The sequence below is a fragment of the Paenibacillus prosopidis genome (assembly GCF_003337375.1).
GTDB classification, from domain to species: domain Bacteria; phylum Bacillota; class Bacilli; order Paenibacillales; family Paenibacillaceae; genus Pristimantibacillus; species Pristimantibacillus prosopidis.
In genome coordinates, this window is record NZ_QPJD01000001.1 from 357570 (window position 1) to 378978 (window position 21409).

At 48.8% G+C, this 21409-nt stretch carries 19 protein-coding genes; 15 read left to right on the top strand and 4 right to left on the bottom strand.

From position 1 onward, the window contains the following. Nucleotides 1-235: 235 nt before the first annotated feature. The 11 genes from abnB to DFP97_RS01520 all read left to right on the top strand — a co-directional run bounded on the left by abnB (nucleotide 236) and on the right by DFP97_RS01520 (nucleotide 13037). A complete protein-coding gene (gene abnB / locus DFP97_RS31855) occupies nucleotides 236-2671 on the top strand; it encodes an arabinan endo-1,5-alpha-L-arabinosidase AbnB (protein ID WP_281270923.1) in 2436 nt (811 codons plus the stop codon). 278 nt (nucleotides 2672-2949) lie between these two features. Continuing rightward, the gene (locus DFP97_RS01475) at nucleotides 2950-3879 is read left to right on the top strand and encodes a patatin-like phospholipase family protein (RefSeq protein WP_114378190.1); all 930 of its coding nucleotides are present in this window, start codon (nucleotides 2950-2952) and stop codon (nucleotides 3877-3879) included. Nucleotides 3880-4434: 555 nt separating this feature from the next. Beyond that, a complete protein-coding gene (locus DFP97_RS01480) occupies nucleotides 4435-5280 on the top strand; it encodes a metallophosphoesterase family protein (protein WP_245975816.1) in 846 nt (281 codons plus the stop codon). A 22-nt stretch (nucleotides 5281-5302) separates the two neighbouring features. Next, entirely contained in the window at nucleotides 5303-5932 is a 630-nt protein-coding gene (locus tag DFP97_RS01485; RefSeq protein ID WP_114378191.1) for a glycerol-3-phosphate responsive antiterminator, read from the top strand. Nucleotides 5933-6145: 213 nt separating this feature from the next. Further along, complete coding sequence (locus tag DFP97_RS01490) at nucleotides 6146-7483, top strand: ABC transporter substrate-binding protein (RefSeq protein ID WP_114378192.1); 1338 nt, start codon at nucleotides 6146-6148, stop codon at nucleotides 7481-7483. Between the two features lie 94 nt (nucleotides 7484-7577). Then, nucleotides 7578-8489: an HAD family hydrolase gene (locus DFP97_RS01495; protein ID WP_114378193.1), complete on the top strand. Its 912-nt coding sequence runs from the start codon at nucleotides 7578-7580 to the stop codon at nucleotides 8487-8489. Beyond that, nucleotides 8443-9513 (top strand): ABC transporter ATP-binding protein, encoded by a 1071-nt coding sequence (locus DFP97_RS01500; protein ID WP_114378194.1) that lies wholly within the window; start codon nucleotides 8443-8445, stop codon nucleotides 9511-9513. The genes DFP97_RS01495 and DFP97_RS01500 overlap by 47 nt, the downstream gene beginning before the upstream one ends. Nucleotide 9514: 1 nt before the next feature. Continuing rightward, nucleotides 9515-10387, top strand: a complete 873-nt coding sequence (locus DFP97_RS01505) for a carbohydrate ABC transporter permease (RefSeq protein WP_114378195.1) — start codon at nucleotides 9515-9517, stop codon at nucleotides 10385-10387. A 105-nt stretch (nucleotides 10388-10492) separates the two neighbouring features. Further along, nucleotides 10493-11323 carry a carbohydrate ABC transporter permease gene (locus DFP97_RS01510; protein WP_245975848.1) on the top strand — a complete coding sequence of 277 codons (831 nt, stop codon included), beginning with the start codon at nucleotides 10493-10495 and terminating at the stop codon, nucleotides 11321-11323. 23 nt (nucleotides 11324-11346) lie between these two features. Continuing rightward, nucleotides 11347-12087 (top strand): glycerophosphodiester phosphodiesterase, encoded by a 741-nt coding sequence (locus DFP97_RS01515; protein WP_114378196.1) that lies wholly within the window; start codon nucleotides 11347-11349, stop codon nucleotides 12085-12087. Between the two features lie 32 nt (nucleotides 12088-12119). Then, nucleotides 12120-13037, top strand: a complete 918-nt coding sequence (locus DFP97_RS01520; RefSeq protein ID WP_114378197.1) for a glycerophosphodiester phosphodiesterase — start codon at nucleotides 12120-12122, stop codon at nucleotides 13035-13037. 717 nt (nucleotides 13038-13754) lie between these two features. On the opposite strand, the gene DFP97_RS01525 is transcribed toward DFP97_RS01520, so the two are convergent. Both DFP97_RS01525 and DFP97_RS01530 read right to left on the bottom strand, forming a co-directional pair. Next, nucleotides 13755-14324, bottom strand: coding sequence for a pyridoxamine 5'-phosphate oxidase family protein (locus tag DFP97_RS01525; RefSeq protein ID WP_114378198.1), 570 nt, complete (start codon nucleotides 14322-14324; stop codon nucleotides 13755-13757). 219 nt (nucleotides 14325-14543) lie between these two features. After that, nucleotides 14544-15629, bottom strand: coding sequence for a LysM peptidoglycan-binding domain-containing protein (locus tag DFP97_RS01530; protein ID WP_114378199.1), 1086 nt, complete (start codon nucleotides 15627-15629; stop codon nucleotides 14544-14546). A 268-nt stretch (nucleotides 15630-15897) separates the two neighbouring features. Between DFP97_RS01530 and DFP97_RS01535 the strand changes: the two genes are divergently transcribed. Together DFP97_RS01535 and DFP97_RS01540 are read left to right on the top strand one after the other, a co-directional pair. Beyond that, nucleotides 15898-17001 (top strand): N-acetylmuramoyl-L-alanine amidase family protein, encoded by a 1104-nt coding sequence (locus DFP97_RS01535; protein ID WP_114378200.1) that lies wholly within the window; start codon nucleotides 15898-15900, stop codon nucleotides 16999-17001. Nucleotides 17002-17204: 203 nt separating this feature from the next. Continuing rightward, nucleotides 17205-17366, top strand: coding sequence for a response regulator transcription factor (locus tag DFP97_RS01540; RefSeq protein ID WP_281270925.1), 162 nt, complete (start codon nucleotides 17205-17207; stop codon nucleotides 17364-17366). A 258-nt stretch (nucleotides 17367-17624) separates the two neighbouring features. Here the strand turns inward: DFP97_RS01540 and DFP97_RS01545 are convergent, their stop codons facing one another. Both DFP97_RS01545 and DFP97_RS01550 read right to left on the bottom strand, forming a co-directional pair. Next, nucleotides 17625-18296 (bottom strand): nitroreductase family protein, encoded by a 672-nt coding sequence (locus DFP97_RS01545; RefSeq protein ID WP_114378202.1) that lies wholly within the window; start codon nucleotides 18294-18296, stop codon nucleotides 17625-17627. Between the two features lie 33 nt (nucleotides 18297-18329). Next, a complete protein-coding gene (locus tag DFP97_RS01550; RefSeq protein ID WP_114378203.1) occupies nucleotides 18330-19277 on the bottom strand; it encodes a DMT family transporter in 948 nt (315 codons plus the stop codon). A 160-nt stretch (nucleotides 19278-19437) separates the two neighbouring features. Here DFP97_RS01550 and DFP97_RS01555 point away from each other — a divergent pair, with 160 nt between their 5' ends. Together DFP97_RS01555 and DFP97_RS01560 are read left to right on the top strand one after the other, a co-directional pair. Continuing rightward, nucleotides 19438-20787, top strand: a complete 1350-nt coding sequence (locus DFP97_RS01555) for an aminotransferase-like domain-containing protein (protein ID WP_114378204.1) — start codon at nucleotides 19438-19440, stop codon at nucleotides 20785-20787. A 198-nt stretch (nucleotides 20788-20985) separates the two neighbouring features. Further along, nucleotides 20986-21408 (top strand): DoxX family protein, encoded by a 423-nt coding sequence (locus DFP97_RS01560; RefSeq protein WP_114378205.1) that lies wholly within the window; start codon nucleotides 20986-20988, stop codon nucleotides 21406-21408. Nucleotide 21409 lies beyond the last annotated feature (1 nt).

Consider the following 21409-nt stretch of genomic DNA (forward strand, 5'->3'; position numbering starts at 1 on the left):
TAATAGAAACATAAAATTATTATTGTCACTTCACCGTATTTATTGTATTGTTAATCTGTTAATAAGTTTATTAATATGTTATCGTTTTGAAAGCGCTTTAAATCCTGTGAGCTTGACGCTATCACTCAATTCGGAGGTGGTGACATAGGAGATTTACGAATGAACACAGTCATATCAGGAGATTATGGAGGTCCCAAACTATTGTTCGCTTCAAAGAGAAAGGGGAATAATAAACTTGAATAAAAACGTGATTCAGAGATTCATTGCGGTAACATTAATGGCTTCCTTAATCGTACCGGTTTCGTCCTTTGCCAACGTTATTGATGCGACAGCTGCCGGTGTGACCCCCAGCACAGTGATCCAAAGCAGCAACGTCGTCGGTAATCAGCAAAATGAGGGGCAGGAGGATACCATACCTGTATTTAAAGATGCATCCGTACACGACCCTTCCGTCATTAAAGTGGATGATACCTACTATGTATTCGGCTCCCATCTGGCGGCGGCCAAAACAAAGGACCTCATGCAGTGGGATCTTGTCGCTGCGGGCGCAAACGTCAATAATCCCCTTTTCGAAAATGTCGTTGAGGAATTAAAAGAAACCTTTGCCTGGGCGCAGTCCGATACATTATGGGCAGCCGATGTGATCCAGCTCAGCGATGGCAGATTTTATATGTACTACAACGCTTGTAAAGGGGATTCCCCAAGATCTGCGCTAGGCGTAGCCGTTGCTGATAACGTCGAAGGCCCTTATGAGGATCTGGGTATTCTTTTGAAGTCCGGCATGTGGGGACAACCAAGTGAAGATGGAACCATTTATGATGCAAGAGAGCATCCCAATGTTGTAGATCCGGATGTGTTCTACGACAAGGACGGCAAGCTGTGGATGATGTACGGCTCTTATTCCGGCGGTATTTTCATTCTCGAAATGGATTCTGCAACAGGTAAGCCGCTGCCGGATCAAGGCTATGGGAAAAAACTCATTGGCGGGAATCATAGCCGGATTGAAGGGGCCTATGTTCTTTACAGCCCGGAAACCGACTACTACTATATGTACCTTTCCTTCGGGGGGCTTGATGCCACTGGCGGTTATAACATTCGGGTCGCACGCTCTGAGAATCCGGACGGACCGTATTACGACGCAGAAGGCAACGAGATGATTAACGTAAAAGCCGACCCTAGCCTCCCGATATTCGATGACCGGTCCATTGAGCCTTTTGGCGTGAAATTGATGGGCAGCTTTTTGTTCGAGCGGGAGATAGGAGATCCCGGTACAGGAATCGGTACCGGCTATGTATCCCCGGGACATAATTCAGCCTACTATGATCCTGAAACCGGCAAGCAATTTCTGATATTCCATACGCGCTTCCCGCAAAGAGGCGAGGCACATGAGATCCGGGTCCACCAAATGTTCATGAACAGCGAAGGCTGGCCGGTCGTTGCGCCGTACCGCTATACGGGTGAAACGCTTGGTAAAGTCTATAGGGAGGATGTCGTTGGCGATTACAAATTAGTTAATCATGCCAAAGATATCTCGGCAGCGATCAAAACATCGCAATTTATCAGGTTGAATAAAAACAGTACGATTTCCGGTGATGTTAGCGGCACTTGGAAAAGAACCGCACATAACAAGGCCGAATTGACGGTGGACGGAGTCCTATACGACGGCGTATTCATACGCGAATGGGACCCGGCATCAGCGAGCTATGTGATGACATTTACGGCTTTATCGAAGCAGGGGGTTGCAATCTGGGGCAGCAGGATGGCCGACAAATCAGACGAGGAAATCGTGGCGGATGTTCAAAATGATTTGAACCTTGGCGACACAAGCGGCGTCACGAACAATTTGCCGCTTCCAGCAGAAGGCACAAGGCAGACCGCAATCGTATGGAGCTCCTCAAACGCTGATATTGTATCGGAGAGCGGTGTCGTGAACCGGCCGGAGCCGGGTACCGGGAATGCGACGGTTACACTTACAGCTGCGATTACAAAGGGTGACGCTTCAGCAACCAAAACCTTTACGGTTGTTGTAAAAGAGCAAACGATAGATGGTGTCGTCGCGCACTATGCTTTTGAGAATAACCTGACGGATAGCTTGGGGAATTTAGGAGCAGGTACGGTTACAGGCGACAGAATTGATAAGACAGGCGGAGCAATTACTTATGCCAGCGGTGTCCATGGTGATGCGGCGGCGTTCGATGGCGCCTCTGGAATACGCCTGCCAAACGGACTTATATCGAGCAACACGTATTCCGTTTCCCTATGGCTCAATCCCGACCAGCTTACGGAATTTACAACAACCTTCTTTGGTGCCAGAGATACGAACAACTGGGTAAGCCTCCTGCCTAAAGGACACGGCTGGGTCAACAATGATACCATGGTATGGTCAGGCACGGCCTGGTATGATGCCGGCACCGGCATGAAAATTAAAGCGGGCGAATGGTCGCATCTGGCCTTCACCGTTAATAACGGCAGCATCGCTGTGTATGTCAACGGTGCCCAGAAGTTTTCCCGTACAGGCTTCCCGAATGTGTTTACGACGACCGATGGGGTCTTCAGCTTAGGCGTAAACTGGTGGGATACGCCTTACAAGGGCTTGATGGATGAATTGCGTATTTATGAAACAGCCCTCACAGCAGAGGAGATAGCCAAGCTAGCGACGAAAACTCCGTAATCCAAAAGGGCAGCTCCAGGCAGATCAATCTGCAAGGGCTGCCCTTTTTACAATGTAACCGATTCCTCATTTGACTCCAGCCGATGCTTTTATGATGGATTTTATACAGGATAGGAACGGTAATTGGTGTTGAAGTTCAGACGGCAAAGAGTATATGTTAATCTGACCCCCAAAATGGTTCAATCTTCGCACATACATGATTTCATTGAAAAAGTATACTTATATATAAAGCACCGAACGTACGTAAAACTCCTGAGAGGCCGGAAGGAGAGACGTCTATGAGAGCGGATGCCGTATTTGAGGGCGGGGGCGTAAGGGGAATTGCATTCATTGGCGCCATACAGGAAATGGAGGCGAGTGGATACCAGTGGGAACGCTTAGCTGGAACATCCGCCGGTGCAGTCGTGGCTGCGCTTCTGGCCTGCGGGTATAATGCCCGCGAATTAATACAAATTATGAATACGCTCGATTACCCCCGTTTGCTCGGAAAAACATGGGTTCATTATTTGCCTTTTGTCGGAAAAGCGCTCCCGCTTCTTTTTCGGTCAGGAATTTATCTAAATACACCGCTGGAAGACAAGTTAACGTACTGGCTGAAGCAAAAAGGTGTGTCGACCTTCGGCGATTTGCCGGAGGGAAAGCTTAAAATTATTGCTTCCGATATTAGCAGCGGAAAGATGCTGGTCCTGCCGGACGACCTGTCACGCTATGATATTTCTCCTTCCGAGTTCCCGGTTGCCGCGGCGGTAAGGATGAGCACAACGCTTCCCTACTTCTTTCAGCCGTACCAATTGAAAACAAAGCAAAGAAGAAAACCGTATTACATCCTTGATGGGGGGCTTCTTAGCAATTATCCCATTTGGATCTTTGATGTAGAAGGGATTCCGAATTGGCCTACCTTCGGATTCCGGTTATTAGGCGAACAGCCGGAAACACCGTTTCATGAGATTCGCGGCCCCTTCTCCATGTTTCGCGCCATGTTCCAAACGATGCTTAGAGCCCATGATCAACGGCATGTAGACAAACACGCCAGAGTACGGACGGTTTTTATCCCGACAGGCCGGGTGACCACGACGCAGTTTGATCTAGGAGCAGAAGATCGGGATATGCTGTTTCGATCCGGGCAGGATACAGCCCGGAGGTTTCTGGCCGGTTGGGACTATGTGAAATACGTTAAGGAATTTCGAATCCCTTACCAACAAAAGTAGGCGGCAATCCGTTTCAACCCTGTTCTTATACTCATACCTTTCGCTTGATGCGATTTAATGTAAGGGGAATTTCGCTTCTGGAAGCCGCGTGTTTGCACGCGGCTCTTTTTTTTCAAAAGGGAAAGATTGATCCTGGTTGAAATAATGGAGGAGGAGGCGAGGTTATATTGGATTTCGTACAGGATAGGAACGGTAATGGTTGGGAAAGCGAGGCTATATTGGATTTCGTACAGGATATAGCGCTGAAAAACCGATTTTGGATGGGGAACGGAGTTAGATGAACGAAGTTAGTGCAAAAATCCAATATAGCTCATGGATACAGCGGTAAAAGTCGAAAGTTAGTGGAAATATCCAATATAGCTCAGTAGGGGCGGCATGGTGCATTCAGAAGAGGCGGCACGCATCACACGCATCACACGCATCACACGCATCACATGCGTCACACGAATCACGCACATCTTTACAAAAACTACTTCCCCATTTAACGGACACACAATACTTGGCCTATACCATTAGGGAGGGAATTACAAATTTGGTTAAGCCGGGAGGAGAGCAATGATGAAATTAGTTCTTATGGGAGATTTGCATTATCACGAAATCGATAAGTCGATTCCGGGATTGCGGGAGGCGCGTACAGCTTTCTATCACACTTTACTGGGACGTTTTCTGGATATGGATGCCGATTTGCATATATCGCTTGGAGACCTTACGAATTTTGGATCGACCTTGGAGCTGCAGGAGGTTTACGAGCTGCTGCAGCGTGAGGATAGAACGTTTATCCATGTACTGGGCAACCATGATCTCTATTGGCAGACGAGAAGGGAAGTGCTGGAGATTACCGGCCAGCAGCGTTATCACGCGATTGACACCGAGACTGCGATGCTGGTATTTCTCGATACGGCCAAAGAGATGGACTTCGAAGACTGGGGCGGCTGGCTCGACGATGAGCAGCTGCAGTGGCTGGAAGGAATGGTGAAGGCATCCGGAACGAAGCCGCTGCTCGTCTTCGGCCATCATCCCGTCTATAACACAACGGCAAGATCGGAGAAAGAGAAGGGCTCGATCCATCCGAGCATTGACATGTGGCGCATTTTGAACCGGAAAGTAGGGATTGGCGTCTATTTCAACGGCCACACGCATGTGGATTCGATCGTTGCACAAAATAACTGGACCTTCGTACAGTTATCCGCCTGTCTGGACCAACATGGCTTCCGGATCGTGGAACTCACAGAAGAGGAGCTCCGAATTTCTGCCGTAGATATTACGGACGAAGAGGTTCTGGATAACGCCCCAATGCTGCATCAGCATATGGTGCATTTCACCCATAACCCTAACGCCCGGGGAACAGACGCGGACCGCGAGCATGTTGTCCCATTGTTGACTGCGGCACAGCCGCAATAATGGAAGCAAGGAGGCTGCAGTTATGAAGAACCCGATGAACCATGACGCCTTTTTCAAAGGGCTCGCCACGCACAGGAGAATCGCATCCATCAAGGATCCGAGGCATATCGAAGTCGCTCTATCGCTCCGCAGCCAATTAAGCGGCATCTTTCTGTTAACGGGTCACATCGGTGTCGTGAAAGGCTATGTCGACGTGTTCAAGGAGCATCAGCTGCCGGTCTTCCTGCATCTCGATAAGATTGGCGGCCTCAGCACGGACAACTACGGCCTCGAATATTTGGCGAAGGCCATCAAGCCGACCGGTATTATTTCGACGAAAACCAATGTGGTGAAAACAGCGAAGAAAATGGACTTAATGACCATACAACGCTTCTTCCTCGTCGACACCGAAGGGCTCGACAATATCGCCAAGAGCCTTTGCCAGATCGAACCTGACATTATTGAAGTGATGCCTGCCCGCATTCCCGACATGATCGGCAAAGTGAAAGCATTCACTACGATCCCTATTATTACCGGGGGATTATTATATGAGCAAAGCCATGCGGAGGAATGTTTGAAAAATGGAGCTACGGCCATCTCATCGTCCAAGCCTGAGCTGTGGACAGCTGCGTCGCCACTTCCAAGCAAGAAGAAAGTCCGGCAAATCATATAAGTCTATGCCCCGGTTGAATTTATATAATCTTTGCAACAAGATAACACAGAGTTAATAGTTGTCCCGTATCATTCATTATGAAAAGTAAATAGCAATCGGTTGGAGCAATGGAGAAACCTTATCCGCTGCGGACGTCATGTCCGCGGCAGGATTAAGGTTTCTTTTTTATGCATCCAACCCATTTCAAACAAAGAAAAGGTGGAGGATTGGACAATGGTTAAGAAGCTTACTGCACTCTCGCTTGCGATTTTCATGGTGGTGGTCTTGGCGGCTTGCGGATCAAACGGCACGACAGGCAAAAACGGCAGCACGGACAACGCGAACAGCGGAGCTAAAGCGGAGAGCACGGATTCCGCAGCGTCCGAGAAAATCGTCATTAAGTACTGGTACGCGTTCGGCGACAAGATCGAGGAAGCGAAGCTGCACATGGTCAAGGGTTTCAACGAATCGCAGGATAAAATCGAAGTGATTGCAGAGCACCAAGGCGGCTACGACGATCTTCATGCCAAAGTACAGGCGGCATTCGCAGCGGGAGACGCTCCTGCGGTATCCGACCTTGAAATTGCCTCTACTGGCGTATTTGCCCGTTCAGGCATGCTGCAAGAGCTGACGGTTTACGCAGAGAGAGATAAGGACCAGCTTCAGCTTGAAGATTTTAATCCCGGTTTAATGGGGAATGCCTATGTGGATGATAAGCTGTTTGGCCTCCCCTTCATGCGCAGCACACCGATTTTATATAAAAATGTCACGATGCTGAAAGATGCCGGCCTCGATCCGGAAGGTCCGAAGACATGGGATGAGCTGGAGCAGTATTCCCGCGTGTTGAAGGAGAAGGGGAAAATCGGTATGACAGTGCCTGCCGATATTTGGTTCTATGAAGCGCTGGTTGCCCAAAGCGGCGGTCAAATGCTGAGCGAAGACGGCAAATCGGCTGCATTCAATACGCCGGAGGGCGTTGCTCCGGTAGAATTCTGGAAGAAATTATCCAGTGAAGGTCTCATCAAAATTCCAGTAGGCGACGAAGCGGGAGCTACCGCGGATAAAGACTGGGCGAATCAAATGTCGGCCTTCAAGTTTGCCTCCACAGCGGGCGTAACCGGAAGTCTGGAAATCGCGAAGGGCAACGGCTTTGAATTGGTAACGGCATTCATGCCCTCTAACGTAAGTTACGGCGTTCCGACCGGCGGCTGCCAGCTTGTCATGACGTCGAAGAGCACCGAGGAAGAGAAAGAAGCGGCATGGGAGTTTATTAAATGGATGACGTCCAAAGAAAATACGATCTACCAGCATAAGCATGTAGGTTACCTGCCGACCCGTCTATCTGCCGTAGAAAGCGAAGAGCTGAAGACACATTTTGCGGAGAATCCACAGTTCAAGGTTGCCGTTGATCAATTGGAATATGCGAGACCGCGTCCGATGGAGAACGCTTATCCGGAAGTGACCAAGATCGTGAAGGAAGCGATCGAAAAGGCCATTCTCGATCCGAAAACGGCACCGCAGGACGCGCTCAATGCAGCGGCGGAGAAAGCCAACAAGCTGCTTAGCAAGTAATAAAGGTTTAGTACCGCAAGCTGTTCAGTCGGGGGAAGGCTTCCGGTCCGGGAGCCCTCTCCCTCTAATTATAAGAGCTGAGAGGTAACACCATATGTTCAACGAGAACTGGTTGTCCGCGATTAAAGTTATTATTTTCGACATGGACGGTACGCTGTACCAGGAAGATACGTACCTCGAGAGATATATTCGTTACCTGCTGGAGGGAACGGAGCACGAAGGGGAGACCGAGGCTGCTATCTGTGCAGGAAGAGCCATTTTGACGGGGGAGCATCCCTTTGGGTTCGGCCATTTCTACCATACGCGGGATGATGTGGCGCTGGTGCGGCATGAGGACAGCTTCATCCAAGGCTTTACGTGGGAAGGGCTCGCGCTCGATGAACGTACTTGCTCTTATAGGTCATTATCGACCGAGGCTGCCCATCTGATTCATATCGGCGATCCGTGGGGAATTGCGGCGGTCATCAGTCACAAATACAAGCTTCCCGCAGGGAAGTTGCAATCGGCTTTTGAAAGGGTCCGCAGGGAAATGGTTCATGCACCCTATCAATTTGAGTTCCGCAGCGATTTGTTTCAAGCGATTGAAGAATTGGACGCCGTTGAGAAAAAAATTCTCATGACGAATACGTATTTGGAATCCGGAATCGAGTTTCTGAATTACATGCAGATTCACCATTTGTTCGAGGAAGTGTATTGCGGCGCGGAGAAGCCGCTTGGCTTACATTGTTATATCTCGACCCTGCTGGGGCAGGGGTATCAGGCTCATGAAATTTTGTCGATCGGCGATAACACGTGGAATGATCTGCACCCGGTCAAGCGAATGGGCGGCCGAACCTGCTTTATTTCCCCTTATGCGAGCAGCGATCCTGAAAGCTGGGATTTGCGGCTGACGACTCTGGATGAGCTGGAGCAGCTCATGCGTGCGATTCAGGAATCCATTACAAGGAGGACCATATCGGATGGCGAAGATCGAGTTGAAAAATATAAGCAAGAAATTCAAAGATGATACCGTCATTGAGAATTTGAATTTAACGATCAAGGACGGTTCGTTCACGGTTCTCGTCGGACCGTCGGGCTGCGGCAAATCAACGACCTTGCGTATGGTAGCCGGACTAGAGAAGCAATCGGGCGGCGAGATATGGATCGACGATAAATGCGTAAACGATACGCCGCCCGGGCTGCGGGACGTGGCGATGGTTTTTCAGAACTATGCCCTGTATCCGACGATGACCGTTCGCGGCAATATCGAGTTCGGCCTTAAAAATAGAGGCGTTGCAAGAAACGAGCGCGACAAGCTGGTGAAGGATATCTCGGAGATCGTCGGGTTAACGCCGCATATGGATAAGAAGCCGCAGAACCTGTCCGGAGGACAGCGTCAACGGGTGGCCCTCGCGCGCGCGATGGTAAAAAAACCGAAGGTGTTCATTCTCGATGAGCCCTTGTCCAATCTGGACGCCAAGCTGCGCAACCAAATGAGAACGGAGCTGATTCAGCTTCACAAGCGACTGGGAACGACCTTTGTCTACGTAACGCATGATCAGGTGGAAGCCATGTCCATGGGGGATGAGATCGTTGTGATGAACAAGGGGGTCATTCAACAGGCCGACTCTCCGATGAAGCTTTATCACGATCCGGCAAATTTATTTACCGCTGAGTTTATCGGAACCCCGGCTATGAACATGATGAAGATGAGGGATGTGCAGGGTCTGGATATTCAGTCGACCGCCAGCATCGGTCACGTAGGGTTCCGTCCGGAGCAGGCGCTTATTAATGCAGGTGCGGATTTCGAAGGTTATGCGATAGAAGGCGACATCCTAACCCGCGAAAGCCTGGGAGCGGAAAGTATTTATCAGATTCAGGCGCGGACTGGCGTGTTTTTCGTCAAAACGTTCCTTGCGCCCTTAGAGACCGCCGATCGCGTAAAAGTTACGATTCCGTACGACCAGCTTTATTATTTCGGGCTGAGCGGGGAAAGGCTGCGCGGCATCGAGGCAAGCCCGAAACGGCTGGTTGCCGCCGGAGGGATCTGACATGACAGTATGGGAAAAGCTGCGTCCCTACGGGATGGTGGCTCCGGCCATTATCATTTTTTCATTATTTTTTATATATCCGATCTTTTACATGATCTACTTAAGCATGTTCGACTGGAACTTTGTCAGTCCAACCAAGACGTTCGTAGGCCTTCAGAACTTTAAGGACCTTCTGACGGAGCCGGATTTCCGGCAGGTGCTCACCAATACGACGATCTATACGGTATTGACGGTGACGTTAACGACCGGGATCGCTTTGCTGCTTGCGCTGTGGCTAAACAGGAAGAGCTTCTTCCACGGCTTCGTGCAGGGCGCCATCTTCAGCCCGCATATTATTTCGCTCGTGTCCATCTCGCTGCTGTGGAGCTGGTTGATGGATCCCGAATACGGGCTGCTGAACTGGGTGATTGGGCTCGCCGGCTTCGGCAAGCTGGAGTGGCTGTCCCATCCGAGCACGTCGCTGATCTCTCTGGTCATGGTGGCCGTATGGAAAGGGCTCGGCTATAACGCCCTTGTGTTTATCGCAGGTCTTCAAAGCATCCCGGCTGATATCTACGAAGCGGCTTCCTTGGACCGTTCCAAGCCTTGGACGACCTTTACGAAGCTGATCCTGCCGATGCTGTCGCCGACGATTTTCTTCCTTGTGATCATCAACATGATCGGATCGTTCCAAGTGTTCGAGACCATCGCGATCATGACGCAGGGTGGTCCTGTCAATTCGACTAACACGCTGGTGTATTACATCTATGAATATGGATTCCGTTTCTTTAAAATTGGCTACGCCTCCGCTGCCGGCGTCATTCTGCTGTTTATCGTAGGGATATTAACGATGATTTACTTCAAGCTGCTGTCGAATCGCGTTCATTACCGTTAGAAAGTGGTGAAACTCTTGAAAGCTGTAAACAATACGATCGGCGGCAAGCCTATCGGGGCTGCTGCTGAGGACAAGTGGATCGGAACACGCAGTAAACAGGCGATTTTGCGAAAAGCGTTACGGGCTGCGCTCCGAGTGTTTAATGTGGTCGGTCTGCTGGCGCTGGTGCTGATCTTCGCCATGCCGTTCATTTGGATGCTCTCCACATCGCTCAAGACGCTGCCGGAGACGATGATATTTCCGCCGGAGTGGATTCCCAGCAATCCCGTCTGGCAAAACTACGCCGATGCCTGGAACACGGGGCCGTTCCTGAACTATTTCATTAACAGCATCGTCATTGCGGTCGGCATACTTATTCTGCAGATGCTGACGATTATTCCGGCCTCTTATGCTTTTGCAAGGTATAAATTCAAAGGCTCGAACTTTCTATTCGGCATCGTTATGGTAACGTTGATGATTCCTGCTCAATTAATTTTTTTGCCTGTGTATTTGGAGCTGAGCGCGTTCAAGCTGCTTAATACGCATCTCGGACTCATTTTGCCATTCGCGTCGAGCGCCTTCGGCATCTTCCTGCTGCGGCAGGCGTTCATGCAAATTTCGGATGAATTGCTCGAAGCGGCAAGGCTCGATCAGGCGGCCGAGTGGAAAATCATCGTCAAGATCATGGTGCCTATGGTGAAGCCGGTGCTCGTTACCTTTGCCTTGTTCAGCTTCATTGCCCATTGGAACGACTATTTCTGGCCGCTTGTCATGACGACGAACGAAACGGCGAGAACGCTGCCTCTCGGCATCGCAAAAATTCGCGAAGTGGAAGGCGTCGCGACATGGAATGTGCTCATGGCCGGAAACCTGATTCTGGTTGCTCCGATACTTGTCGTATTTTTCCTGTCGCAGCGTCAAATCATTAAAGCATTCGTGTATAACGGCGTGAAATAAAAGAACGAGAGGACTGAGACACTATGATTACAATCGTTGCTCACCGCGGATGTTCGGGGGAAGCGCCCGAGAATACAATGGCAGCTTTCAAGCTGGCTTTAATGGAGCCGGATATCGCAATCATCGAGCTCGACGTGCATCTATCCAAGGACGGAGTCCCTGTCGTCATCCACGATCATACTTTGGATCGTACGACGAGCGGTACGGGACGGGTGAGAGACTATACGTTAGAGGAATTACGCGATCTGGATGCGGGCAGCTGGTTCTCTCCGGAATTTTCGGAGGAGCGTATTCCGACGCTTGAGGAAGTACTGCAGCTCGTCAAGGGACGCTGCATGCTGCATGTGGAGCTCAAGAAGATGGGCGATGTATATGAAGGAATCGAGGAGAAAGTGATTAAGCTCATTCATCGCCATGAAATGAAGGATGAAGTCGTACTCTCCTCCTTCGACCATGATTCCATGAAGTGTGCGAACGAGATCGATCCTTCCATCCCGACGGGGCTGATTTTCTTAGGCAATCCTACACTCCTGATCGAGCAGCTTCGCTACACGGGCGCTACGAGCGTATCCATGCATTATTCGTTCGTTACGCGTGAGCTGGTAAATGAAATGGAAGAGCATGAGATCGATTTGGGAGTATGGACAGTGGATGATTCGGATACGCTTGCCAGTATCGTAGAACAGTATCCCGATATGCGCATTACGACCAATTATCCGGACCGCGTGCTCCGGATTGTGAGGCAGGGCAGCGTAAGATTCTAAGTCAGCAGGTCCAGTCAGGAGGAGGAGAAGCGATGGCCAGACGAAAAGCATCTTTTGTATGGTTTCGAGCCGGATTATTCATGTTGATCCTATGCTGTGCGGCGTTAACCGTGTCTGCCTATAGTCCTTATAAGGCAGAGGGATCCTTGATCCTCGCGCATCGCGGGGCATCCGGCTACGCCCCCGAGAACACGATGGCTGCCTTCAAGCTGGCCGAGCGCCTCGGTGCTGACTTCATCGAGCTCGATGTCCGGATGAGCAAGGACGGAGGGCTCGTCGTCATCCACGACAAAACGGTGGACCGAACGACGAACAAAACGGGCTTCGTGCATGATTATACACTGCGGGAGCTTCAAGGTATGGATGCGGGAAGCTTCTATGACAAGGCTTATGCGCACGAACGGCTGCTGTCGCTTGAAGAAGTAATGTACAGCTTCGCTGGAAGAATCGGTATACTTATCGAGATCAAGGATCCGCAGCTTTATCCGGGGATCGAAGAGAAGCTGGCTAAGATGGTGAGGCGGTATGAGCTTATCCAAGATATCGCTGGTATTGGGGTTGGCGATAGTATTCAAGGCAAGGATGGTACAGGAGGATCTGGAGGAAGGGCAGGCCCTGAAGAAATCGTAAATTCTGAAGGTGGCGCTAGCATCATCATTCAATCCTTCGATTTCGAATCGATGCGCCGTATGCACACCCTGCTGCCGGACATTCCCGTCGCCGTCCTTATCCACGCGGACCAGCACCCTTTGACAGATAAGAAGCTGGATAAACTCGCTTCTTACGCATCATCCTTTAACATTAGTCACGACCTGCTTAACGAGGAGCTCGTCCGGGAGATTCATGAACGGAACCGCAAAGTAATGGCGTGGACGATCCGGAAAGATCAGGATATGGAGCGGATGAGAGAGCTGGGAGTGGATGGGATTATAACGGATTATCCTGGCTGAGAAGAAAAGCTGATATTTTTGAGTGCTGAACGTAGTAGGCTGCTAATTGTGATCTGAAGCCTTTAAAAAGTATAACCCGCCGTGGCTCGCGTCAGGGCGGGTTTTTTGTGCTTGTTGTCTACAGAAAATAAAGCTAAAGAGCAGGATAGTTTATAGGAACGAATTACCAATAAACTAATTTATTATTTTTTGAGGTAATTAAATGGCTTCCAAACATTGATTCTCTGCTTGCTGCGAAATTTGTTATTGGATATATAATTTATCTTCTTTTATATGCTTTGTTCTACGATTGACCGCGGTTATTATTGCCCCAGCCCAATATTAGATTTAATTGTGGCGGCATGAAACGAGGGAAGTTATTCAAAAAGAAAATACCTCAATTCGGAAATTACTCTTAATTTAGGCAAATTACTCATTGTATCTAAATGTACTTACGATAATGGGAATTTGATACAATATGAACGAAGCGTGTGTAGTATTGAGGAATTAGCTGATCTTCATTATGAGGATTACACGTATGATTGCTAACGGGACACTATAGTTTAACAACCACCAGAACGAGGCTGCCTTCACGAAACGGCAGCCTCGTTGGGCTAACTGGAGGGCAGTTCTAATCTACTAGGACTCGCTGAAATAAGACTCGAATGAATCCCCAAACTCTTCCCATATATCCGGACCGGGGACTTTGCGGAAACATCTTGAGTAAAAAAGTACAATTTAAACAATGTCTGCGGATAACTTTTGACCGATTGTCGTCTGCAGTCCATCCATGCTAGTCACGTTTTTCTCTTGCCAGTATTCAATCAATCCTTGCTCACCCTGTTTCGTCGCCCAGTTCTGAAGGGTATTCCGCTCTCCTTCATAGGTATAAAAGGGAATGCTGTAGCCGCATGATGCTTTGACCTCATGAACATGGATGACGAAAATTTGCCGAGCTCCAGGCAGCAGAGTAAAATGAGGAGATAGCTTCTCCCACTCCGGGGTCCCTGGCAAAACAACATGCCCCTTGCCGTACAGACGCAGAATCATAGGAGGTCCATCCAAAGCAGTGAACATCAACGTAATTCGCCCATTTTCCTCAAGATGCGCACTTGTCTCATTACCGCTCCCGGTTAAGTCCAGATATGCCACTTCATTCGCTGATAAAATACGCAGCACATCATGACCCTTCGGAGAAAGATTAACGTGCCCTTCCTCCGACAGTGGGGCTGACCCCACAAAGAAGATGTGCTGCTTCGCGATAAATGCCACATGCTCCGGTAGCAGCGCTTTGAACGATTTCCCCATAAGCGATCATCGCCTTTCCTTTTTCTTCTATTATGATCTCCCGTACGATATTTGTGAAATAGTTAAAATAGACATTGTCTATAGTCATTACCTATAATTCAAAGCTAGGTAATTCTAGAGCCGAATAAACAACCTGAATGTTTAACTGAAATCCCCGGTCACATCTCGACAAACTGAGGCTCCGCTATGGCGGAGCCTTATCTGTTAGATTTCGTTGACCTAAGCTTTTGGAATTTTCAGCACCGTGCCGGCTTTTACATCATCAATATTTACAATATGATTGTAACCCGCGATGAACGTAACATATTTGTCGGAGCCGTAATAGATTTTGGAGATGCTGTAGAGCGTCTCGCCACTCTTTACGGTATGATCGGATGTCTCGTAATCGGGAGAAGATTCTACTGCGCCATTTTCTTCATCCGGCTTGTAGTTTTTCAGGGACGGAATGAGAAGGTTGGTGCCTGCTTTCAAGCCTACATTTTTATCAAGCTTGTTTTCTTTCGCAATATAATCCACATATTCCGCTGATTTGTAGAACATTCTGGAAATCATTGATAGGGTATCGCCTGCTTGGATCAGATAGGTAGCCGGCAAATTAATTTTTGAATAGTCTTTGGTTCCCTGCTGGCTGCCATTTATCGAGCGGGTTGTTGATGACAATGCTGGAATCTTAAGCGTATCTCCGGCTTTCATATCATTAATAAACAAGATATGGTTATGCGCTGCAAGCAGCGCATAATGCTCCTTAGATTGATAGAACTTCTCGGATATTAAGCGTAGCGTATCGCCTTTTTGGACAACATAGGTGGTTGGAAGCTTCACCGTTTTAGTAGGGGCTTCCGTTGATTTATTGCCATAATCCTTTTTTTCTTGCGTTAGTTTTTCTGTCTGTGCAGGCATAGACATCTCCGTCGGCTTATCACTTTCTCTGACTGGTGTGTTGGATGCAGTAGGAGCAGGCTCTTCCGTCACATCATCGTAATCCTCTGTAGGCTCCTGTTCCTCTTCACTATTAACGGTTCCGGCGGGGATGGGGTCAGCTTCCAATGGCTCGTTTCCGCCTTTCCCATTATTAAGGGAATCCGAATCAGAGGGCTCGCCAATTCTGTTCTGCCCACTGGCTCGCTCGGTATTCCCGGCAGCAAGCGGAAGCTTAGAATCAACTTTATTCGTATATTTGCCGTACAATACTCCGCAAATGCCAACAAGAATGATGACTATCGCCAGATAGATGATAAGACTTGGCTTTAAAGATGCCAGTCTGCCTTTGGAATGGTTGCTGCTGCGTGTGGATCTCTTATTCAAAACGTAATCTTCTCCTTTGTTCCTCAACTTAATCCTATTCTAACGGACATATTGAACTCTGTGGAATGGGCCTAAACAGCCAATTCATTCTCAACGAGCGCTGGAAAATTCATATCACAATGAATCAATTGGACAGTAATCCTCTTAAGAAAGACTAGTTTTTTGGTGGCGCATGGAGAATGGGGGCTTAATATAGGTCTGCACGGATCTAGTAATTTCAGGTATAATAATAGACCTACATATCCTAAGAATACTAAAGGAGACTTGTATGAAAAAAATTGTATACCTTACAATTTTGATCTGTGGGTTGATTAGCATTTCCGGTTATATACCAAACCGGGCGGAAGCAAGCGGTAGTTATAAAGCCAAGGTATACACCGACTCATTGAATGTCCGCAGCGAGCCTTCACTTGAATCGTCGATCGTGGGTGCGGTGAAGAATGGCGAGATGGTCACCGTTTCGAATGAAGAGTTTGGCTGGCTGCGCATCAAGTCGGACCGGGTCTCCGGCTGGGTGGCAGGTTATTATTTAAAGAAGGTCGAGGGCAATGTCGTTACTGCATCGGCGACAGATGACAGTGTGCAAAAGAGTTCTGCAGCCACCCAGGCGACTGTGCTGGTGGATGCGCTGCGGATCAGGGCCGGCGCCGGATTGAACTATAACATTCTGGGATACCTGAAAAAAGGTGAGGCTGTTACGATAATGGACAACCGGGAAGGATGGGTTGGGATCCAGACTCCGGATGGGCAATTCGGCTGGGTGTCAGATCGTTATATCGTGAAGGACGCAATACAAACTGTGGCGGTTTCTTCGGGAAAATCGAAGGGACTTAAAGGGAAAGTAATCGTTATTGACCCCGGTCACGGTGGAGACGATCCCGGAGCGATCGGAACGAAATATGAAAGCAATGAGAAAAAACTTAATTTGAGTACCTCCTTATACCTCGAGGATGAGCTTCGCAGCCGCGGAGCGCGCGTCCTCATGACAAGAACGAAAGATGAGGAGAAGCCCGAGCTTTCCCACAGGGTCAAGATTAGCGAATCCGCCGGTGCAGACGCTTTCGTCAGCATCCATTATAATTCTTCAGAGAATAATACGTCCGGCATACTAACTTTCTATTATTCGGAAACGAAAGATCGGCCATTGGCACGCGCGATAGAAAACAGACTTGCGGATGGCATCGGCTTGAAGAGCAACGGGATTTCTTTCGGCAATCTTCACGTTTTGCGGGAAAATGATACGGTATCCTCACTCGTGGAGCTCGGTTTCTTAACCAACTCAAAAGATGAATCTATCGTCCGCGGCTCCGACTACCAGAAGAAAGCAGCCAAAGCAATTGCGAATGGGCTGGAGGATTACTTCAGCAGGTAACTCATAAAGAGGGAATGCCGTTACGACAAAGATATGATAGCCGCTTGTGAATTTACGGATCGCTAAGCGGCTCAATCCATCTTCAAACGTAGCTGCTCAGCCTCATTTTCAAGATGTTCAATTAACTTCTGACGATCAATCCTCAAACTGTGCCTCTATATCTCGAATCACAAAACGATGCTCCATCTACCATAAATCTGGAGGTGCTGAGCCTGGTCGTAGAGGGCATGTCCAATGCCGATATATCCAGACGGTTGGAGCTAAGCCCTAAAACGGTCTCGAATTATTTGACGAATATATTCAACAAGCTGCAAGTGTCCGATCGTTCAGAAGCAATTGCGAAGGCGAAAGCAATCAGTCTGTAATAAAGAAATCGTTTTTTATCTCAATCAGACTTTTTTGAAGCCGTTGAGCTAACAGGCAGATTTGCTTCACAAAAAGCTAGCTTCTATCTCAAAAATATAACGCAGCCAGATAAGGCTGCGTTATCTGCGCGGGAACGGGGTTTTTTCTCAATCAGAAGATTCCTACGAGGCTTTAAAATCGTCATCAAGCTGCACGGTTAAGTCATTATATAAATGTACGTTCTAGATTGTTAGTGCGACGTGTAGAGACACGACGCTTCAAAAAATTGTGGTATCAGGGTCAAACCCGTTCCAGATGACCGTCCGCTCCACTGGGAAACGGGAGGTAGCTCGGGCGGGTTTAGCCGCCTTGCCAATGGCAACGAGAAGGATCGGAACATAACGCGGCGGGACATTGAACGCTTTGACGAAGGCGTCGGCGTCGAAGCCGACCATCGGGCCGGAATCGAGACCATTCGCTTTTGCGGCGAGCATAAGCTGCATAGCGGCCAACGATGCGTTGCGAATCGCTTCGTCGCGCCGATAGGAGGAAGATTCGCTAACCGCATAAGCCTCTTCGATTTGAGCGAACAGGATTTGATGGGAATTATAGCCTGAGTAAGCATCTTCAAGTCCTGCCCGGATGACGGGCCCGTACACGGATTCGGCATTCCGGTTGGCCTCCAAGTCCCCGAGTATGGCGATGGTAACTGAAGCATCGACGACTTGTTTTTGGCCATTCGCGATAGGAAGCAGCTTTTCCTTGGCTGCCGCCTCGGTAATGGCGACGAACTTCCAATGCTGAAGATTCCAAGACGACGGGGCGCTGCCTGCAATTTCCAGGAGCTCCTTGATTTCTTGTTCGCTAAGTTTGTGCGAGGCATCAAAATATCTGACGGAATGACGTTCACGGAATAAGGTGAAATTATCGGTTTGCATAGTGGATGACATTTCCAATCGACTCCTTTGATTAATCTGTGAGCCTTATCCGGCTTTTGCGCGATTTGTGTTTAGAACTTGCCTCTCGCTTTTTTTTCCGAGGAGATTGGTTCCCATGACACCGGCAAAAATAAGCGCAGAACCGGCGATATGGTACATTCGGACTTCCTCCCCAAGCAAAAGCGCTCCGGCAGCGATAGACACAATCGTCGATAGATTGAAAAATACGCTCATTTTGGATGCTTCGATTCTGGACAAGGCATAGTTTGAACTAAGCGCCGTAACCAGTGTGGACAAGATGCCAAGATAGAGGATGGCGACGATAAACGTACCGCTGGCAAGCGGAGAGAACAATTGATCGAGCGTTCCTGCGGCTGCATGCCCGGCAAGTGAGGCCCCAAGGAAAGAAAGAAAGGCAATGCCCAGCATGACATACGTAATCTCCGCAGGACTGAACGATTTGAGCACCAGCCTCGCGAGCACGCCGTACCCTGCCACTACCAGGCAAGACAGGAACAAGAGAACAATCCCCGTCATGTTGGACCAATCGATGCGGCTGCCCTTCATGATAAAGATGAACAGGACTCCGCTGACCGACAGACAGATGGATAGCTTTTGCATGAGGGTAGTCCTTTCTTTCAAAAACAGGAACGCCAGCAGCACCGTTAAAACCGGTGTGAAAGCAAACAGAATGCCCCCTTCGCTGGATGTGGCATACTGCAGGCCGTAGGATTGGAGCGTGAAAAATCCCACCGGATACAGGGTGGCCAAGAGCAGCACCTTGTGAAGCTTCTTCCCGCGGTATTCCAAACGGACCCGGCCCAGCAGGACGGGAATGGACATAACGGCGAAGGATGCGGCAAACCGGAATGTCAGCGTATCCAGGGGCTCAGCGAATTCGAGCGCAATCTTAGTGAATAAAAATGAAAATCCCATGATCATAGCATTCATAACCGCGCATAGATAAGCAAGTTTCAATCCGGATGGATTCATCGAAGCAAGTGTCCTCCTTAAACAATAGAGATATGATACTTGAAATGGTAAAACGAAATGCAGATACCAACAACAATAAATTTCCAGAACTGTATCGATACAGTTGCTCCTATCGCGTATAATGGATTACATTTCGCTAGAGGAACGAGAGGAGAGCGGTATGAAAAGATATTTGGATGTTCTCTCCGATATGGAGCAAAAAATTGACGGAGGACAATTCGTTTCGGGTCAAAAATTGCCTTCCGTCCGGGATGCCGCGAAGCTGTACAGATGCAGCATCAGCACGATTACACGGGCATACTCGGAACTTACGAAACGCCACGCCATTTACTCGATAGCTCAAAGCGGATATTACGTGGTAGAAAAGCCGAGGAACCGGTCTAACGTCACACAGATCAAGGCAATCGATTTTGCCTCTGTGTCGCCGGATCCCAGCGTGTTTCCGTATTTGGATTTCCAGCACTGCTTGAACAAAGCTGTAGACACGTACAAATACGATCTGTTTACCTGCGGCGATTCGAAAGGGCTGGAGACGCTTCGACATACGCTCGTTTCCCATTTGGCTACAGATCAAGTATTTGCCAAAGCGGAGCGGGTCATCGTAACGTCGGGTATTTCACCGGTGCTCGAATTATTGGCGAAGATGCCGTTTCCGAACGGGAATTCGGTTATCCTGGTCGAACAGCCGAGCTACGATCTGTATTTGCGTTTTCTTGAAGCGGAAGGCGTTCCGGTATCCGGTATCGCCCGTACGACGGCAGGCATTGATTTGCGGAAATTGGAGGAGAAATTCAGACATGGCGGAATCAAGTTTTTCTACACCATGCCGAGGTACCACAATCCGCTCGGTACCTCGTACAGCGCGGAAGAGAGGAAAACGATCGCCCGATTGGCGAGCAAATATGATGTATACGTCGTGGAGGACGATTACATGGCCGATTTGGGCGAAGAACCGGGCCTCGATCCTATTTACGCCTATAACGGTACGTCGCACGTTGTTTATTTGAAAAGCTACTCGAAAATCATTTTCCCGGGACTCAGGCTCGGCACCGCCGTTTTGCCGGAAAAGCTGCTGGGGACGTTCCATGAATTCAAAAGATACGCGGATACCTCTCAGCTGTCCCAGGCGGCGCTCGAAGTGTATATCAAAAACGGTATGTACGAGCGGCACAAACACAAAATATGCAGCCAATATGCAGCCCGGATTCGCGCTCTGACCAAAGCGGTGCAGCGGCATAACGGCGCAGGTTTACTGGAAATATCGGATGTCCACTCCGGTATGTTCGTACAATTCAAGCTGCCTCAAACGGTCAATCTCGAACGCCTAATAGAGCGGCTTGCGGCAAAGGATGTTTTTGTCGTCTCCGGCAAGCGATTTTATTTATCGGATTATATCGAACGGGAGAAGTTTTTGCGGATCAGCATCTCACGGGCGCAGCCGGAGCAAATCGAGGAAGGGGTTCGGGAGATTATTGAAGCAGTGAGGCAGGAAGTCAGGTCCCCATCCTAATAGCGTAAAACAAGCCAGACAGTTATCTGGAACCGAAAGACGTTTTCATGCGGAGTTTAAAAATGCTGTTGACACGACACTAAATGGTGTCCTATAATAAAAGTGTCACCAAACGGTGTCCAATAAGAAGTAATTAGTCATTTGGAAAGTTTGGAACCTGAATAAGTTTCAATTGAAACAATTATGAGGAGGAAACAAATGATTAAGATTATCGGTGTTGAAAAAACCGCGAAAGCAGAAACCCAGCCCCGAGGAAAAATGATTGCTTATTGGACAGTCACATTACTACTCGCAGCAGCTGTTATGTTAAGTGGTATCGGGCAACTGATGCAATATGGGGGAAACCTCGAGTTAGTAACGAATCTTGGTTACCCATTATACGTCTTGACCATTCTCGGGATTTGGAAAGTGCTTGGAGCCATCGCTCTCGTCATGCCAGGTTTTCCCCGGCTTAAAGAATGGGTCTACGCTGGTATCTTCTTTTTAATGACAGGTGCAGCTTTATCTCATGCGTTTGCTAACGATTATGGTGATTACGGGTTTAATCTTATCCTTCCGCTTTCATATGCTGCACTAAACATAGCCTCGTGGGCGCTGCGTCCGAAGAACCGCAAAATTTAGG

What these genes read in the sequence shown, in the direction of transcription:
- DFP97_RS01475 (WP_114378190.1), top strand. Translation starts at nt 2,950, where the DNA reads ATGAGAGCGGATGCCGTATTTGAGGGCGGGGGCGTAAGGGGAATTGCA.
- DFP97_RS01480 (WP_245975816.1), top strand. Translation starts at nt 4,435, where the DNA reads ATGATGAAATTAGTTCTTATGGGAGATTTGCATTATCACGAAATCGAT.
- DFP97_RS01485 (WP_114378191.1), top strand. Translation starts at nt 5,303, where the DNA reads ATGAAGAACCCGATGAACCATGACGCCTTTTTCAAAGGGCTCGCCACG.
- DFP97_RS01490 (WP_114378192.1), top strand. Translation starts at nt 6,146, where the DNA reads ATGGTTAAGAAGCTTACTGCACTCTCGCTTGCGATTTTCATGGTGGTG.
- DFP97_RS01495 (WP_114378193.1), top strand. Translation starts at nt 7,578, where the DNA reads ATGTTCAACGAGAACTGGTTGTCCGCGATTAAAGTTATTATTTTCGAC.
- DFP97_RS01500 (WP_114378194.1), top strand. Translation starts at nt 8,443, where the DNA reads ATGGCGAAGATCGAGTTGAAAAATATAAGCAAGAAATTCAAAGATGAT.
- DFP97_RS01505 (WP_114378195.1), top strand. Translation starts at nt 9,515, where the DNA reads ATGACAGTATGGGAAAAGCTGCGTCCCTACGGGATGGTGGCTCCGGCC.
- DFP97_RS01515 (WP_114378196.1), top strand. Translation starts at nt 11,347, where the DNA reads ATGATTACAATCGTTGCTCACCGCGGATGTTCGGGGGAAGCGCCCGAG.
- DFP97_RS01520 (WP_114378197.1), top strand. Translation starts at nt 12,120, where the DNA reads ATGGCCAGACGAAAAGCATCTTTTGTATGGTTTCGAGCCGGATTATTC.
- DFP97_RS01525 (WP_114378198.1), bottom strand. Translation starts at nt 14,324, where the DNA reads ATGGGGAAATCGTTCAAAGCGCTGCTACCGGAGCATGTGGCATTTATC.
- DFP97_RS01535 (WP_114378200.1), top strand. Translation starts at nt 15,898, where the DNA reads ATGAAAAAAATTGTATACCTTACAATTTTGATCTGTGGGTTGATTAGC.
- DFP97_RS01545 (WP_114378202.1), bottom strand. Translation starts at nt 18,296, where the DNA reads ATGTCATCCACTATGCAAACCGATAATTTCACCTTATTCCGTGAACGT.
- DFP97_RS01550 (WP_114378203.1), bottom strand. Translation starts at nt 19,277, where the DNA reads ATGAATCCATCCGGATTGAAACTTGCTTATCTATGCGCGGTTATGAAT.
- DFP97_RS01555 (WP_114378204.1), top strand. Translation starts at nt 19,438, where the DNA reads ATGAAAAGATATTTGGATGTTCTCTCCGATATGGAGCAAAAAATTGAC.
- DFP97_RS01560 (WP_114378205.1), top strand. Translation starts at nt 20,986, where the DNA reads ATGATTAAGATTATCGGTGTTGAAAAAACCGCGAAAGCAGAAACCCAG.